This is a genomic window from Kitasatospora sp. NPDC041917 (assembly GCF_055589745.1).
Genome location: NZ_JBVJBI010000006.1, coordinates 1 through 16,183 on the forward strand (window position 1 = coordinate 1; position 16,183 = coordinate 16,183).

A 16,183-nucleotide genomic window follows, 5' to 3' on the forward strand; every position below is an offset into this window, starting at 1 on the left:
CCACAACCCCCTCGTGCCCTTGGGGGGTCACCTCCCCCCCCCCCCCCCCCCCTTCCCGAGTCCCTTCGGGTCTGTTCGCCCCCCCTTTCCCCCCCCCCGCCCCGGCCCATCGGCGGGCCCGCGCGACGGCATCTGTTCGGTATCAATTCGCCCAGGGCGTAGGGCAGACCTGGCGAAGAGGCCGGAATCACGGGCCCGGCAGAGTACCGTCGGATAGCGAGACCGAGCGCCGTCGGCGTTGACGGTCCACAGCACCAGGCCCCGGAACCCTGCGGGGCCCCTGGCGAAGGGGAAGCACCTCGTGGCACGCATCGGAGACGGTGGCGACCTGCTCAAGTGCTCGTTCTGCGGCAAGTCGCAGAAGCAGGTGAAGAAGCTGATCGCCGGCCCAGGCGTGTACATCTGCGACGAGTGCATCGACCTGTGCAACGAGATCATCGAGGAGGAACTCGCCGAGACCTCCGAGGTGCGCTTCGAGGAGCTCCCGAAGCCGCGCGAGATCTACGAGTTCCTGGACCAGTACGTGGTCGGCCAGGACCTCGCCAAGAAGGCGCTGTCGGTCGCCGTCTACAACCACTACAAGCGGGTCCAGGCCGGTGAGGCGGGCCGCAGCGGCGGCAACGGCCGCGAGGACGCCATCGAGCTGGCCAAGTCCAACATCCTGCTGCTGGGCCCCACCGGCTCCGGCAAGACGCTGCTGGCGCAGACCCTGGCCCGGATGCTCAACGTGCCGTTCGCCATCGCGGACGCCACCGCGCTGACCGAGGCCGGCTACGTCGGCGAGGACGTCGAGAACATCCTGCTCAAGCTGATCCAGGCGGCCGACTACGACGTCAAGAAGGCCGAGACCGGGATCATCTACATCGACGAGATCGACAAGGTCGCGCGCAAGAGCGAGAACCCGTCGATCACCCGGGACGTCTCCGGCGAGGGCGTGCAGCAGGCCCTGCTGAAGATCCTGGAGGGCACCACGGCCTCGGTGCCGCCGCAGGGCGGGCGCAAGCACCCGCACCAGGAGTTCATCCAGATCGACACCACCAACGTGCTGTTCATCGTCGGCGGCGCGTTCGCCGGCCTGGAGCGGATCATCGAGGGCCGCGCGGGTGCCAAGGGCATCGGCTTCGGCGCCAACATCCGCTCCAAGCGGGAGTCGGACGCCAGCGACCACTTCCGCCAGGTGATGCCCGAGGACCTGGTGAAGTTCGGCATGATCCCCGAGTTCATCGGCCGTCTCCCGGTGATCACCAGCGTGCACAACCTGGACCGCGAGGCGCTGCTCCAGATCCTCACCGAGCCGCGCAACGCGCTGGTCAAGCAGTACCGCAAGCTGTTCGAACTGGACGGCGTGGAGCTGGAGTTCTCCCGGGACGCGCTGGAGGCGATCGCCGACCAGGCGATCCTGCGCGGCACCGGCGCGCGCGGGCTGCGGGCCATCATGGAGGAGGTGCTGATGTCCGTGATGTACGAGGTTCCCTCGCGCCAGGACGTCGCCCGCGTGGTGGTCACCGGCGACGTGGTCTCCAAGCACGCCATCCCCACCCTGGTGCCGCGCGACATGATCAAGCGCGAGCGCCGGGAGAAGAGCGCCTGACCCGAGGCCTCCGTGACACGGGAGGGGCCCCGCACCGGATCCGGTGCGGGGCCCCTCCCGTGTCACGTGCGCGCTACTTGGCGACCTTCATGGCGTCGCGGATCGCCCGGGTCTTCTCCGCGGCCTGGTCCGGGGTGACGCCCTGGCCGCTGTCGCCGCCGGTGCTGCCCAGGCTCATCTTCGTGAAGGTGACCCGGCCGTAGGTGGACTTGTCCGCCCACACGCAGACCGTCGGCCCGGCCTTGCCGGCGATCACGCTGATCACGCCGCAGCTGAGCTTCCCGGCGGAGGCGTGGCTGTCCTTCGCGGGGTAGTCGGTCATCGGCGTGGTCCAGCTGACCCCGCCGCCGTCCTTCTTCGAGTCCGCGATGATCTGGTCCGGGTCGTTGAGGTCGCCGTAGATCCCGATCACCGAGAGCGAGTCCACGTTCTTGACGTCGGTGCCCTTGCCGTAGCTGGCCACCACCGCGTGCAGGTCCTTGCCGACCTTGGAGACCTCGGGCTTGCTCATGTCGGCGGCCTCCTCCTTCGCCGACTTCTGGACGTAGCCGTCCAGCAGCGTCTGCGGGGCGGTGAGCTTGTACTGGCCGCCCGCGTCCTTGCCGCCGAGGAACGACCAGGCGGCGTAGCCGCCGCCGCCCAGCACCAGCGCGCCGATCACCAGCCCGATCACCAGGCCGCCCTTGCCCTTGGGCTGCTGGGGCGGCGGGTAGCCCGGCTGGCCGTACGGCGCCTGCGGCGGCGTGCCGTACGGCTGCGGGGGAGCGCCGTAGGGCTGCTGCGGCGGTTGCCCGTACTGGGGCTGGCCGTACGGGGGCTGGGGTGCGCCGTAGGGCTGCTGCGGCGGCTGGCCGTACTGCGGCGGCTGCCCCCCGTACTGCGGCGGCTGGCCGCCGTAGGGCTGCGGCTGTCCCTGCGGGTACTGCTGTCCCTGGCCGTACATCTGCGTTCGTGCTCCCCCGCCGCACCCGCGGCCTGTCGTGGTGTCCAGTCGTTCCGTGCCCGTCCGGTCCGCCGGACGAGTGCCCGGGCACGCTACCGCACGGTGGCGGACCGGGGCCCGCCCGGGCGCGGCGGGTCCGGGCACCGAAAGCGGTTCGTGACCCTCCCCCCGGTTACGTAAACTGTGCGTCGTGACCGACACGACGAACCAGCGCCCCGTGAGCACCTTTGCCGGGGACGAAGCAGCGACCCTCCCGACGACCTACACCCCCGCGGACGTAGAGGGCGAGCTGTACGAGCGCTGGGTGGAGCGTGGCTACTTCACCGCGGACGCGAAGAGCGACAAGCCCGCTTACACCATCGTCATCCCGCCGCCGAACGTCACCGGCGCCCTGCACCTGGGCCACGCCTTCCAGCACACGCTGATGGACGCGCTGACCCGCCGCAAGCGCATGCAGGGCTACGAGACGCTCTGGCTGCCGGGCATGGACCACGCCGGCATCGCCACCCAGAACAAGGTCGAGCAGCAGCTCGCCGAGTCCGGCCTCTCCCGCCACGACCTGGGCCGGGAGGCCTTCGTCGAGAAGGTCTGGGAGTGGAAGAAGAGCTACGGCGGCCGCATCCTCGGCCAGATGCGCCGCCTCGGCGACGGCGTGGACTGGTCGCGCGAGCGCTTCACCATGGACGAGGGCCTGTCCCAGGCCGTCCAGACCATCTTCAAGCGGCTCTTCGACGACGGCCTGATCTACCGCGCCGAGCGCATCATCAACTGGTGCCCGCGCTGCCTCACCGCGCTGTCCGACATCGAGGTGGAGCACGAGGACACGCCGGGCGAGCTGGTCTCGATCCGCTACGGCGAGGGCGAGGACTCGATCGTCGTCGCCACCACCCGGGCCGAGACGATGCTGGGCGACACCGCGGTGGCCGTCCACCCCGAGGACGAGCGCTACCGGCACCTGGTCGGCCGGACCATCAAGCTGCCGCTGACCGACCGTGAGATCCCGGTCGTCGCGGACGAGCACGTCGACCCGGAGTTCGGCACCGGCGCCGTCAAGGTGACGCCCGCGCACGACCCGAACGACTTCGCCATCGGCCAGCGCCACGACCTGCCCAACCTGACGGTCATGGACGATCGCGGTGCGATCACCGTGCACGGTCCCTTCCTCGGCATGGACCGGCTGGAGGCCCGCTCGGCCGTCGTCGGAGCGCTGCGCGAGCAGGGCCGGATCGTCGCCGAGAAGCGCCCGTACATGCACGCCGTGGGCCACTGCTCGCGCTGCCACACCGTGGTCGAGCCGCGGCTGTCGCTGCAGTGGTGGGTCAAGGTCGAGCCGCTGGCCAAGGCCGCCGGCGACGCCGTCCGCGACGGCAAGGTGGAGATCCACCCGAAGGAGCTGGAGCGCCGCTACTTCGACTGGGTCGACAACATGTACGACTGGTGCATCTCGCGCCAGCTCTGGTGGGGCCACCGGATCCCGGTCTGGTACGGCCCCGAGGGCGAGGTCGTCTGCGTCGGTCCGGACGAGCAGCCGCCGACCGGCGAGGGCTGGGTTCAGGACCCGGACGTCCTGGACACCTGGTTCTCCTCCGGCCTGTGGCCGTTCTCCACGCTCGGCTGGCCGGAGCGGACCGCGGACCTGGAGAAGTTCTACCCGACCGACGTCCTGGTGACGGGCCACGACATCATCTTCTTCTGGGTCGCCCGGATGATGATGTTCGGCCTGTACGCGATGGACGGCGAGGCGCCGTTCAAGACCGTCGCCCTGACCGGTCTGGTGCGCGACGAGTTCGGCAAGAAGATGTCGAAGTCCTCCGGCACGGCCGTGGACCCGCTGGACTGGATGGACGCCTACGGCGCCGACGCCGTCCGCTTCACCCTGGCCGGCGGCGCCAACCCGGGCGCCGACGTGCCGATCGGCGAGGACTGGGTCAAGGGCTCGCGCAACTTCTGCAACAAGATCTGGAACGCGACCCGCTTCGCGCTGATGAACGGCGCCACCACCGAGGGCGCGCTGCCCGCGCCCGAGGACATGACCGCGGTCGACCGCTGGATCCTGTCGCGGCTGAACGCCACCGTCGCCAAGGTGGACGCGCTGTACGACGACTTCCAGTTCGCCAAGGCGACGGACGCGCTGTACCACTTCGCCTGGGACGAGGTCTTCGACTGGTACGTCGAGCTCTCCAAGACCACCCTGGCCAAGGGCGGCCCGCAGGCGGACGCCTCGCGCCGGGTGCTCGGCGAGGTCCTGGACGTCACGCTGCGGCTGCTGCACCCGGTCGTCCCGTTCGTCACCGAGGCGCTGTGGACGACGCTCACCGGCGCCGAGTCGCTGGTCGTGGCCGCGTGGCCGAAGGACAGCGGTTACCGTGACGCGGCCGCCGAGTCGGAGATCGCCACCCTCCAGCAGGTGGTCACCGAGGTCCGCCGGTTCCGTTCGGACCAGGGCCTCCAGCCCGCGCAGCGCGTCCCGGCCCAGCTGGAGCTGGCCGGCACCGTGCTGTCCGTCCACGAGGACGCGATCCGCTCGCTGCTGCGGCTGACCGTTCCCGAGGAGGGCTTCGCGGCCACCGCCTCGCTGCCGGTCGCCGGTGCCACCGTCGCGCTGGACCTCTCCGGCACCATCGACGTCGCGGCCGAGCGCAAGCGCCTGGCCAAGGACCTCGCGGCCGCCGAGAAGGAGAAGGCCCAGACCACCGCCAAGCTCGGCAACGAGGCGTTCCTCGCCAAGGCGCCGGACGAGGTGGTCGCCAAGATCCGGGGCCGCCAGGCGGCCGCCGAGGCCGACATCGCCCGGATCACCGCCCAGCTCGCGGCGCTGCCGCAGGGCTGAGCCCGGACCGGTCCCCGAGGGGCCGCACACCGCGACACGCGGAGTGCGGCCCCTCGGGCGTTTTTCCGGTGTTCGCTTCCGGAATGGCTACCCGGGTGCTTTCACTACACCAAATAGCCCAGAAACATTGCTCCCTTCCGGCGAATTATCATCCTGCGACCGGGTGAGGTCCTATTCCGAGCGAATTGATTCCGGTCTTGCCCGCGCGGGTTCGCGGAAGTTTGCAGGTCCGCTGTGTACCGTGTGCACGGAGTTTCCGAATGGGTGTTTCCGCTGAGCGTTCCTGCTGAGCGGCGGACGGGAGGGCATGGCGTGGTGGTGACCGAGGAGTTGGCCGACGAACTGCCTGTGGAGGCGGTCGAGGAGGCCAAGGCCAGGGCGGCGACCCTGCTGCTCGCGTTCCGGCACGGCAACCAGATCGCGTTCGACCACGAGCTGGACCTGCTGTTCGCCGAGCACGCCGAGCGCGAGGTGACCACCCTGCTCACCTGGATCGCCGCCGAGGCCGTCCGCAAGGCGTACGCCCCCGAGGTCGGCGACAGGGTGCTGCGGGCGATGGCCCGGCGCGCCCCGGAGGACACCGGCGCGGTCGACGTGGACGAGGAGACCGCGAGCGCCGCCCGGCTGATCGAGGCGGTGGCGGCCGGCGAGGTGGCCGAGGTCCGCGGCCTGGTGGCGGCGACGCCGGACACCACCTTCCTGCTCGGCGGCCTGCTGCAGGGCGTCGCGATGATGCTGCCGCTGCTGCCCGACGGCGAACTGGCCGAGATCACGGCCGAGTTGCGCCGTCGGCACGGCGGCGCCGCGCACGTGCCGGAGGCCCGGGCCGGGGTCTGAACCCGGGCCGCCGGCAGGCCGGCCGGTCCGGCTACGGCATGGCGTGCAGATGCGAACCGATGGTGCTCGCGACCGGGTTGCCCGCCTTGGCGTCCCAGTTGGTCGACCAGGTCATCGCGCCGCCGATGCCCGGCCACTTGGTGTCCGGCTTGTAGCTGCCGCAGTTGGTTCCGGACGCCAGGCAGTCCAGCGCGTTGTTGACCGTGCCGGCGGCGAGGTACCCGCCGCCGGCGGCGCTGGTGGAGGCCGGCACCCCGAGCCCCACCTGGTCGGGGCGCAGCCCGCCCTTGAGCTGGATGCAGGCCAGCGCGGTGAGGAAGTTCTCGGTGCCCTGCGAGTGGACGTTCCCGTCGCAGCCGTTCATCGCGCCGGAGTTGTAGTACTGCATGTTGACGATGGTGAGGATGTCCTTCACGTTCAGCGCCAGTTTGAAGTACTCCATGCCGGTCGACTGCATGTCGATCGTCTGCGGCGCCATGGTGAGGACGAATCCGCTCCCGGCCTTCGCCGCCAGGGCGTGCAGCGCCTGGCCCATGGAGGTGGAGCTGATGCCGTTCTCCAGGTCGATGTCGATCCCGTCGAAGCCGTAACCCTGCATCAGCGCCCAGGCGGAGTCGGTGAAGTTCGCGGCCGAGGCGGAATCGCCCACCCAGACGGTGCCGTTCTGTCCGCCGATGGAGAGCACCACCCGTTTTCCGGCCGCCCGCTTGGCCGCGATGTCGGCCTTGAACTGGGCGTCGGTGTAGCCGCCGAGGCGGGAGGAGAGGGCGGGGTCGAGGGTGAAGCTCAGGCCGCCGCGGGTGGCGGTGGCGTCCGCGAAGGAGACCGCGATGATGTCGTAGGCGGCCGGGACGTCGCTGATCCGCTGGACGGTGGCGCCGTTGTCGAAGTTCTGCCAGTAGCCGGTGAGGATGTGCTTGGGCAGGCCCGGGGGCCTGGTCGGGGTCGACGTCCCGGTGGGGGTGGGGCTGCCGGTGCCCGTGGCGGTGGCCGTCGGGCTCGGCGAGGCGGTGGTGGTGGCGGTCGGGCTCGGGGACGGCTGCGGTCCGCCGGGCCCGAGCAGCGAGACGTCGTCGGCGGCGAAGGCCGGCTGTCCGTACCAGCCGTGCAGGTAGACGGTGACGCTGGTGGTGTTCGGGCCGGTGCTGAAGCCCGTGCTCAGCTGGGTCCAGCCGGTGCCGCCGGGGGTCCAGGTGCTCGGATCGGTGCCGCCGGTGCCGCGGGCGCCCAGGTAGACGTACGAGCCCTGGACCCAGGAGCTCAGGGTGTACGAGGAGGAGGGCTTCACCGCGACGGTCTGGGTGCACTCGCCGGTGTCGCTCCCGCTCGGGGTGGACTGCAGGGCGTACGTGCCGGAGTGCGCGGCGGTGCTCCGGACCGTGGCGCTCGAACAGGTCCAGCCGGACAGGTTCCCGGTCTCGAAGCCGCCGTTGGTGATCAGATCGGTGTCGGCGGCGTGGGCGCCGGTGCCGTCGGCCAGGGCGAGTCCGCCCAGTCCGATGACCAGGGCGCTCGCTCCGGCGAGCAGCGAACGGACGGCGCGCGGGCGCCGGTGTCGGGCAGGTGGCATGACTCCGTCTCCAGTGGGGGAGGCCCGGCGGCGCCTCGTGGGGGAGGAACGTCGTCCGGGGTGTCGATGGTGCGCGTGCGGGAGCTACCGACAACTCAAGTCCCGGTCGGGAACGGAGACTTGCCTCACAAGGTGGAGTAGACCAATTCTGCTGTCAAGGGGGCGCTACGCGGCCGGTGGTGCGGATCCGACCCCGGCCGGCCCGGCGATCGCCGCGGTCAGCGCGGCGATCCGGGCCGAGGCCAGGCCGTCGCCGTACGGGCTCGGGGTGGCCGCCAGCCGGGCGAGCCGCTCGGGGGTGTCGGAGAGCCAGGCGCGGGCCAGGGCGCCCAGCTCCTCGCCGGGCGGCACCAGCGCGGCGAAGCCGGCCGCCACCGCCTCCGGACGCTCGGTGGAGCGGCGCACCACCAGCAGCGGGCGGCCGAGCACCGTGCACTCCTCCTGCACGCCGCCGGAGTCGGAGACCAGCAGGGCCGCGTGGCCCGCCAGGCCCAGGAAGTCGCCGTAGCCGACCGGGCCGGTGACGGCCAGCCGCTCCAGCAGGCCGTCCAGGCCGAAGCGCTCGACGGCGGCCCGGGTGCGCGGGTGCATCGGGAACAGCACCGGGGTGCCGGCCCGGGCGATCCGGTCCAGTTCGGCGAGCACCGCGCCGAGCGCCTCGGCGGTGTCGGTGTTCTCCGGGCGGTGCACGGTGGCCAGCACGTACCCGTCCGGGCGCAGCCCGTGCGCGGCGAGCAGGGCGGCGCGGGCGGCCCCGTCCGGCAGCTGACGGCGGACCACCTCGACGACGGTGTTGCCGGTGAGCTCGATCCGCTCCTCGGCCAGCGACTCGGCGCGCAGGTTGGCGACGTTCTCCCCGGTGGCGGCGCAGAGCAGGTCGGAGACGTGGTCGACCATCACCCGGTTGTGCTCCTCGGGCATCGCCCGGTCGAAGCTGCGCAGCCCGGCCTCGACGTGGACCAGCGGGACCCCCCGGGCGTTGGCGGCCAGGGCCCCGGCCAGGGTGGCGTTGGTGTCGCCCTGGACGACCACGGCCACCGGGCGGTCCTCGGCGAAGGCGGTGTCCAGCTGGCCCAGCGAGCGGGCGATCTGGCCGGCCCGGGGGCGGCCGCCGACACCGGTGAGCAGCTCGGGCTCGGGCAGGTCGAGGTCGCGCAGGAAGCGGCCGGACATCGCCTCGTCCCAGTGCTGGCCGGTGTGCACCAGCCGGCTGGCGTCGCCGAGCTCGTGGATCAGCGGGGCGAGCTTGACCAGCTCGGGGCGGGTACCGAGGACGACGGCGACGCTGGACGGGGGCAGGCACGTGCTCATGCGGGACTCCGGTCGGGACGTGGTGCGGGGAGGAGGCGTGGGGGCGGGCGGCTCGGGACGCGGGTCAGGACTCGAGCGCGGTGGGGGCGCCGACGGCGACCTTCTCGGCGTTGCGGCGGGTCTTGGCCCAGCCGTTGCGGCCGAGCAGCATCCGGATCGCGGCCCGGGTGGCGACCACGAACAGGTGGTAGGCGTAGAGCCAGACCAGGACGCCCCAGAGCAGTGCGGTGAGCCGGCTCCGGTCGGGGTGGACGGCCCTGCGGTAGGCGAAGCCCCAGAACACCATCGGCAGGGCGGCGAGCACGAAGGCGAGCAGCATCCACGGGCCGAACCTGAGCTGGAACTCGGCGGTCTCCTCCGGGAAGAGCACCACCCCGGCGCCGGTGATCCCGAGCGAGAGCGGGAAGAGCAGCACCAGCAGGACGCAGACCACCGGCTGGAGGAAGGTGTACAGCACCTCGGCCTTGCCGGACGGGGTGTAGTGCGGGGAGCGCAGCACCCGGCCGGTGTAGCGCAGGCACTGCATGTTGCCCTGGGCCCAGCGGGTGCGCTGGGTGAGGAAGCGGCGCAGCGAGATCAGGCCCTCCTGGGAGACCTGGGCCTCGGTGACGTGGGTGAGCCGCCAGCCGGCCAGCCGCAGGTCGAGGCCGGACTCGTAGTCCTCCAGCAGGGCGCGCTCCGGCCAGGGGCGGCCGGCCCGGCCCTCCTCGGCGGTCAGCGAGTCGAGGGCGGTGAGCCGGACGAACTGGCCGTTGCCGCCGAGGCCGACGCTGCCGGTGCGGCGGCGCAGCAGCTGCATGCCGGTGTTGGTGGCCTGGAACTCGACGTCCTGCATCCGCACCAGTGCGCGGGCCAGGGCGTTGGCGGCCCGGCCGCGGCCGGGCGGTGGGAGTTCGTCGTCGGCGTTGCGCATCCGGACGCCGATCTGGACGGCGCCGGTGTCGGGGCGGCCGAGCGCCTTGGCGTTGCAGACCCGGGCGAGGGTGCCCGGGCCGAGCCGCCCGTCGGCGTCGACCACGCCGATCACCACCCGGGCGCGGTCGGTGCCCTCGGGCAGCGAGGCGGAGATCTCCCGGTAGGCGGCGTTGAGAGCGGCGCCCTTGCCGATCCGGGCGTGCGGGCGGCGGCGCTGGACGAGGTGGATCCGGGGGTCGCGGGCCGCGGCGGCGAGCACCAGCTCGCGGGTGGCGTCCTCGCTGTCGTCGTCGATCACCCACAGGTGGGCCTCGGGCGCGCCGGCCCGCAGGCCGTCCAGGGTCTGGGTGACCACGGCCTCCTCGTCGCGGCAGGGGATCACCAGGTGCCACTGGAAGGCGGCGGGGTCGCCGGGCTCGGCGGGGCGGCCGTGCCGGAAGGCGTGCCGGGAGCCCGCCCAGTACACGAGGAAGCGGCCGAAGACCAGGAGCATGTAGCCGACGAGGGCCAGGGAGATCAGTCCGGCGATCCGGACGACGGAGTCCTGGCGAAGCACGATCCATGCGTGCAGGGCGTCGGGCATGGCGAACTGCTCCTTGTGATCAAAGGCTGGGGGGCTCCCATCAGTTGCGAATCGATGCTTCATTGCGGTTCAAATCGCCAAATCGATAGTAAAGGGAGAAAAATGGGCGATCACGGCAAAGGGCGGGCAAAGTGGTGGTTCTCACCCCGTGAGGAGGACCCGTCGGCGCTCCGTAGACTGTGGTCGTGAGCGACAAGGCCGACCCGAACCCGTACACCATCCGCCCCGCCGACGGCGGCACCGGCGACGCCCTGCGCGACGTCGAGGTGGAGCTCTCCGAACGCTGGCCGGAGAACAAGCTGGAGCCCTCGCTCGACCGGATCGAGGCGCTGATGGACATCCTGGGCCAGCCCCAGCGGTCCTTCCCCTCCATCCACATCACCGGCACCAACGGCAAGACCTCCACCGCCCGGATGGTCGAGCAGCTGCTCAACGCCTTCGAGCTGCGCACCGGCCGCTACACCAGCCCGCACGTGGAGTCCGTCACCGAGCGGATCAGCCTGGACGGCGCCCCGATCAGTCCCGAGCGCTTCGTCGAGGTCTACCGCGACATCGAGCCCTACGTGCGGATGGTCGACGCGGCGCAGCCGGTGCCGATGTCCTTCTTCGAGGTGCTGACCGGCATGGCCTACGCGGCCTTCGCCGACGCCCCGGTGGACGTCGCCGTGGTCGAGGTCGGGATGGGCGGCTCCTGGGACGCCACCAACGTCATCGACGCCGCCGTCGCGGTGATCACCCCGATCGGGCTGGACCACACCGACAAGCTCGGCGGGACCACCGGCGAGATCGCGGTCGAGAAGTCCGGGATCATCAAGTCCGGTGCCGTCGCCGTCGTCGCCCAGCAGCAGCTGGACGCCGCCGAGACCATCCTGCGCCGCGCCGTCGAGGTGGATGCCACGGTCGCCCGCGAGGGCATGGAGTTCGGCGTGATCCGCCGTGAACTCGCCGTCGGCGGACAGCTGGTGACGCTGCGCGGACTCGGCGGCGAGGAGTACGAGGACGTCTTCATCCCGCTGCACGGCGAGTACCAGGCGCACAACGCGGCCCTCGCCCTGGCCGCGGTCGAGGCCTTCTTCGGCGTCGGCGGTGCGCGCGGCGGGCAGCTGGACGTGGACAAGATCCGCCAGGCCTTCTCCGGCGTCTCCTCGCCGGGCCGCCTGGAGGTCGTCCGCCGCAGCCCCACGATCGTCCTGGACGCCGCCCACAACCCGCACGGCGCCCGCGCCACCGTGGCCGCGCTCACCGAGTCCTTCGGCTTCACCCGGCTCGTCGGCGTGATCGGCACCTCCGGGGACAAGGACGTGGCCGGCGTGCTGGAGGCCTTCGAGCCGATCCTGGCCGAGGTCGTCATCACCCAGAACTCCACCCACCGCGCGATGGACGTCGACGCGCTCGCGGCGCTGGCCGTGGAGGTCTTCGGCCCGGACCGCGTCCAGGTCGAGCCCCGGCTCGACGACGCCATCGCCGCCGCCGTCACCCTCGCCGAGGAGGAGGGCGACCTCGGCGGCTCCGGGGTGCTGGTCACCGGTTCGGTCATCACGGTGGGCGAGGCCCGCCTGCTGCTCGGGAGGAAGTGACATGAGGACGCTCTGCTCCTCGACCTTGATCGGCGAAGCGTTGCTGATCCTCTTCGCGGCGCTGGTCGCGGTGCGGCTCACCGACGTCTCCGGCGCGGAGGTGTGGACGGTCAGCGGCATCGCGATGGCGCTGTGCGTCCTGCTCTGCGGCATGATCGACCGCCCCGGCGCGGTGCAGATCGGCTGGGCGCTGCAGATCGGGCTGATCGCCGGCGGCTTCATCCTGCCGACCATGTTCGGTCTCGGCGTGGTCTTCGCCGGCCTGTGGTGGTGCTCGGTGCACTACGGCCGCAAGGTCGACGAGTTCAAGGCCGCCCGGGCCGCCGCGGAGGCCGCCGCAGTACAGGTCTGAGGCCCGGACCGGCGGACCGACACGCCGTGTACGCAAGGTAATCTCTGCCCTGTCGGCGCCGCTTGTCGACCCGACTGTCCGCCGAACCGAATCCCCAGGAGACGCACCGTGTCCCAGCGCACTCTCGTCCTGCTCAAGCCCGACGCCGTCCGCCGCGGCCTGGCCGGCGAGATCATCAGCCGCATCGAGCGCAAGGCCGGCTGGCGGTTCGCCGCCGTCGAGCTGCGCACCTTCGAGCGGGCGACGCTGGAGCAGCACTACGCGGAGCACGTGGGCCGCCCGTTCTACGAGCCGCTGCTGGAGTTCATGACCTCCGGCCCGTCGATCGCGCTGATCGTCGAGGGCGAGGAGGTCGTCAAGGGCATCCGCATGCTGGCCGGCGCCACCAACCCGCTGGAGGCCGGCGCCGGCACCATCCGCGGCGACTACGCGACGATCACCCGCGAGAACCTGATCCACGCCTCCGACTCCCCGGAGTCCGCCGAGCGCGAGATCAAGATCTTCTTCCCCGCGCACGCCTGACCCGGACCGGGCGACACGCCCGGCGGGACCAGGGGTGACACACCCCGGGGAAGCGGGTGACGCACCCGCAGGACCTTCGTCCGCCCCGGTCGGGACCATTGGCCCGGCCGGGGCATTCTTATCGTGAAATAGGGAACTGGAGGCGCCGACACGGCGTCCCAATCCTCGGAGATGCGATCACGCCCCGGACAATGGACGGTATGCCCCACGTCTACGTCCGTGCCGCGCGGCGTGACTACGATGGACGCGACTCAAGGGCCCGGTAAGGCAGCTCAGCTGGTCTCCGCCCAAGCGTGGGCGCGCATTCGTCCACCCCCCATGAACTCCGAGCCCGGGAAGGCACCCACACCCCATGGCGAGCAACCTGTCGTTCATCGGCCGCGACTTGGCGATCGACCTCGGAACAGCCAATACGCTGGTGTACGTCAGGGGCAAGGGCATCGTCCTGAACGAGCCGTCCGTCGTCGCGGTGAACACCAACACCGGTGGGATCCTCGCGGTCGGCGCCGAGGCCAAGAAGATGATCGGCCGCACCCCGGGCAACATCGTCGCCATCCGCCCGCTCAAGGACGGCGTGATCGCCGACTTCGAGATCACCGAGCGGATGCTGCGGTACTTCATCCTCAAGATCCACCGCCGTCGCTACCTCGCCCGCCCCCGCGTCGTGGTCTGCGTGCCCTCCGGCATCACCGGCGTCGAGCGCCGCGCCGTCATCGAGGCCTCCTCGCAGGCCGGCGCCCGCCAGGTGCACATCATCGAGGAGCCGATGGCCGCCGCGATCGGCGCCGGCCTGCCCGTCCACGAGGCCACCGGCAACATGGTCGTCGACATCGGCGGCGGCACCACCGAGGTCGCCGTGATCTCGCTCGGCGGCATCGTCACCGCCCAGTCCATCCGGGTGGCCGGCGACGAGCTGGACAACGCGATCGTCCAGCACATCAAGAAGGAGTACTCGCTGCTCCTGGGCGAGCGCAGCGCCGAGCAGATCAAGATGAGCATCGGCAGCGCCTTCGGCCTGGAGGGCGAGAAGGACGAGCACGCCGAGATCCGCGGCCGCGACCTGGTCAGCGGTCTGCCCAAGACCGTGGTGATCTCCGCCGCCGAGGTCCGCGAGGCCATCGACGAGCCGGTCAACGCGATCATCGACGCGGTCAAGACCACCCTCGACCAGTGCCCGCCCGAGCTGGCCGGCGACGTCATGGACCGGGGCATCGTGCTCACCGGCGGCGGCGCCCTGCTGCGCGGCCTGGACGAGCGGCTGCGCCGCGAGACCGGCATGCCGATCCACATCGCGGAGAACCCGCTCGACTCCGTCGCGCTCGGCTCCGGCAAGTGCGTCGAGGAGTTCGAGGCCCTCCAGCAGGTACTCGACGCCTCGCCGCGTCGTTGACACGTCGCCGCACCACCGGTACCACGCGTCACATCCGACACTCGACTGAACGGGCCGCCGCCCGGGCCCCACAGCCCCGGACGGCGGCCAGGTACGAAGGGGCAGTACCAGCACCGTGAGGGACACACGAGAGAGCCGGCTGCTGCTCATCCTGCTGGTGGCCGTCGCCTTCGCGCTGATCACCGTGGACATCAAGGGCGGTGAGGACTCCCCGCTCGGCCCGGCCCGGCACGCCGCCGCCAGTGTCCTCGGACCGGTCGAGCGCGGAGCCGCCACCGTCGTGGACCCGGTCGCCGACACCGTCCGCGCCTTCCGGGACGCGGCCACCGACAGCGGCCGCACCGACCAGCTCGCCCGCGAGAACACCGAACTGCGGCAGAAGCTCGCCTCCTCCGACATGGCCACCGGGCGCACCAAGCAGCTGGACGACCTGCTGCGCACCGCCGGCGCCGGCGGCTACACCGTCAAGGCGGCCCAGGTCATCGCGATCGGCCCGGCCCAGGGCTTCTCCTGGACCATCACCATCGACGCCGGCAGCGACGACGGCCTCACCCGCGACATGACGGTGATCAACGGTCAGGGCCTGGTCGGCCGGATCACCACCGTCGCCCCGACCACCGCCACCGTGCTGCTCGCCTCCGACCCCGGCTTCTCGGCCGGCACCCGGCTGGAGAGCACCGGCGAGATCGGCTTCGCCTCCGGCGGCGGCGACAGCCCGATGAAGGTCTCGCTGCTCAACGGCAAGGCCCAGGTCAAGGCCGGCGACCGGCTGGTCACCTTCGGCTCGCAGAGCGGCCGCCCGTTCGTGCCCGGCGTCCCGGTCGGCAAGGTCGTCGAGGTCCAGGCCAACGCCGGCCAGCTGACCAAGACCGTCATGGTCGAGCCCTTCGTCCAGTTCACCCGGCTGGACCTGGTCGGCGTGGTGGTCGTGCCGCCGCGCGCCGACCCGCGCGACGCCGTCCTGCCGCCGGCGCCCGCCGCGGGCCAGCCGGCCGCCGCGCCGGGCCAGGTCCCGGCCTCCGTGCCCGGACAGGTCCCGGCCTCCGTGCCCGGACAGGTCCCGGCCTCCGCGCCCGCCGCCCCGCCCGCCAAGCCCACTGGGGGGAACTGAGCCATGCGCCTCGCCCGCATCCCCGTCTCCGCCGGCCTCGTCCTGTTCGGCCTGATCCTCCAGGTCAGCGTCTTCGGCCGGCTCCAGCTCCCGGGAGCCACCCCGGACATACTGCTGCTCGTCGTGGTCGGCCTGGCCATGGTCTACGGGCCCACCGGCGGCTGCCTGGTCGGCTTCGCGGGCGGCCTGCTGGCCGACCTCGCACCGCCCTCCGACCACGCGATCGGCCGCTACGCGCTGGTGCTCTGCCTGATGGGCTACGCCGCCGGACTGCTGCGCCCGGACCACGGCCGCCAGCGCTCCGTGGCCGGCTCGCTGCTGGTGGTCGGTGCCGCGGCGGTCGCCTCCACCCTGCTCTACGCGATGGTCGGCGCCCTGGTCGGCGACACCGCGGCCCGGCACGTCGGCCTCGGCGGACTGGTGATCAGCGCCCTGCTCTACGACCTGCTGCTGGCGCCCTTCGTGGTGCCGCTGGTGATGTACCTCGGCCGCCGCTTCGGGCGCGACCCGGTGGCCTCGGCGGACGACGACGAGGGCAGCTCCGGTCTCGGCACCCTGGCCCGCTACCGCACCACCCGCGAGGCCTCGACGGGCCCGTCGTACAAGAAGCGGCGCGTGCCCGGCTTCGTCCGCCGGCCGTAACCGGCCCGG

Annotated in this window: 13 protein-coding genes; 9 read left to right on the forward strand and 4 right to left on the reverse strand. The window is 71.9% G+C overall.

Going from position 1 to position 16,183, the window contains the following annotated elements:
* Positions 1-301 precede the first annotated feature (301 nt).
* A complete protein-coding gene (gene clpX / locus ACZ6EM_RS08845) occupies positions 302-1,591 on the forward strand; it encodes an ATP-dependent Clp protease ATP-binding subunit ClpX (RefSeq protein ID WP_045696864.1) in 1,290 nt (429 codons plus the stop codon).
* Positions 1,592-1,664: 73 nt separating this feature from the next.
* Here clpX and ACZ6EM_RS08850 read toward each other — a convergent pair whose 3' ends face one another.
* Positions 1,665-2,534 (reverse strand): hypothetical protein, encoded by an 870-nt coding sequence (locus ACZ6EM_RS08850; RefSeq protein ID WP_465772116.1) that lies wholly within the window; start codon positions 2,532-2,534, stop codon positions 1,665-1,667.
* A 190-nt stretch (positions 2,535-2,724) separates the two neighbouring features.
* Between ACZ6EM_RS08850 and ACZ6EM_RS08855 the strand changes: the two genes are divergently transcribed.
* Both ACZ6EM_RS08855 and ACZ6EM_RS08860 read left to right on the forward strand, forming a co-directional pair.
* Positions 2,725-5,364, forward strand: a complete 2,640-nt coding sequence (locus tag ACZ6EM_RS08855) for a valine--tRNA ligase (RefSeq protein WP_465772118.1) — start codon at positions 2,725-2,727, stop codon at positions 5,362-5,364.
* A 312-nt stretch (positions 5,365-5,676) separates the two neighbouring features.
* Entirely contained in the window at positions 5,677-6,201 is a 525-nt protein-coding gene (locus ACZ6EM_RS08860; RefSeq protein ID WP_380543344.1) for a hypothetical protein, read from the forward strand.
* Positions 6,202-6,232: 31 nt separating this feature from the next.
* On the opposite strand, the gene ACZ6EM_RS08865 is transcribed toward ACZ6EM_RS08860, so the two are convergent.
* The 3 genes from ACZ6EM_RS08865 to ACZ6EM_RS08875 form a co-directional block, all read right to left on the reverse strand.
* Positions 6,233-7,771 (reverse strand): chitinase, encoded by a 1,539-nt coding sequence (locus ACZ6EM_RS08865; RefSeq protein ID WP_452179351.1) that lies wholly within the window; start codon positions 7,769-7,771, stop codon positions 6,233-6,235.
* A gap of 165 nt (positions 7,772-7,936) precedes the next feature.
* A complete protein-coding gene (wecB, locus tag ACZ6EM_RS08870) occupies positions 7,937-9,082 on the reverse strand; it encodes a non-hydrolyzing UDP-N-acetylglucosamine 2-epimerase (RefSeq protein WP_465772120.1) in 1,146 nt (381 codons plus the stop codon).
* 64 nt (positions 9,083-9,146) lie between these two features.
* Positions 9,147-10,580, reverse strand: a complete 1,434-nt coding sequence (locus ACZ6EM_RS08875; protein WP_465772122.1) for a glycosyltransferase family 2 protein — start codon at positions 10,578-10,580, stop codon at positions 9,147-9,149.
* A gap of 185 nt (positions 10,581-10,765) precedes the next feature.
* Between ACZ6EM_RS08875 and folC the strand changes: the two genes are divergently transcribed.
* From folC to mreD, 6 genes are all read left to right on the forward strand, one after another.
* On the forward strand, positions 10,766-12,157 hold the full coding sequence (gene folC, locus ACZ6EM_RS08880; RefSeq protein ID WP_401051400.1) for a bifunctional tetrahydrofolate synthase/dihydrofolate synthase: 1,392 nt from the start codon (positions 10,766-10,768) through the stop codon (positions 12,155-12,157).
* A 1-nt stretch (position 12,158) separates the two neighbouring features.
* On the forward strand, positions 12,159-12,509 hold the full coding sequence (locus ACZ6EM_RS08885; protein ID WP_401051401.1) for a DUF4233 domain-containing protein: 351 nt from the start codon (positions 12,159-12,161) through the stop codon (positions 12,507-12,509).
* Positions 12,510-12,617: 108 nt separating this feature from the next.
* Positions 12,618-13,031: a nucleoside-diphosphate kinase gene (gene ndk / locus ACZ6EM_RS08890; protein WP_359908153.1), complete on the forward strand. Its 414-nt coding sequence runs from the start codon at positions 12,618-12,620 to the stop codon at positions 13,029-13,031.
* Between the two features lie 364 nt (positions 13,032-13,395).
* Complete coding sequence (locus ACZ6EM_RS08895; protein ID WP_049648984.1) at positions 13,396-14,421, forward strand: rod shape-determining protein; 1,026 nt, start codon at positions 13,396-13,398, stop codon at positions 14,419-14,421.
* Positions 14,422-14,536: 115 nt separating this feature from the next.
* Positions 14,537-15,532 carry a rod shape-determining protein MreC gene (gene mreC, locus ACZ6EM_RS08900; protein WP_465772124.1) on the forward strand — a complete coding sequence of 332 codons (996 nt, stop codon included), beginning with the start codon at positions 14,537-14,539 and terminating at the stop codon, positions 15,530-15,532.
* A 3-nt stretch (positions 15,533-15,535) separates the two neighbouring features.
* On the forward strand, positions 15,536-16,174 hold the full coding sequence (gene mreD, locus ACZ6EM_RS08905) for a rod shape-determining protein MreD (RefSeq protein ID WP_465772125.1): 639 nt from the start codon (positions 15,536-15,538) through the stop codon (positions 16,172-16,174).
* Positions 16,175-16,183: the final 9 nt, after the last annotated feature.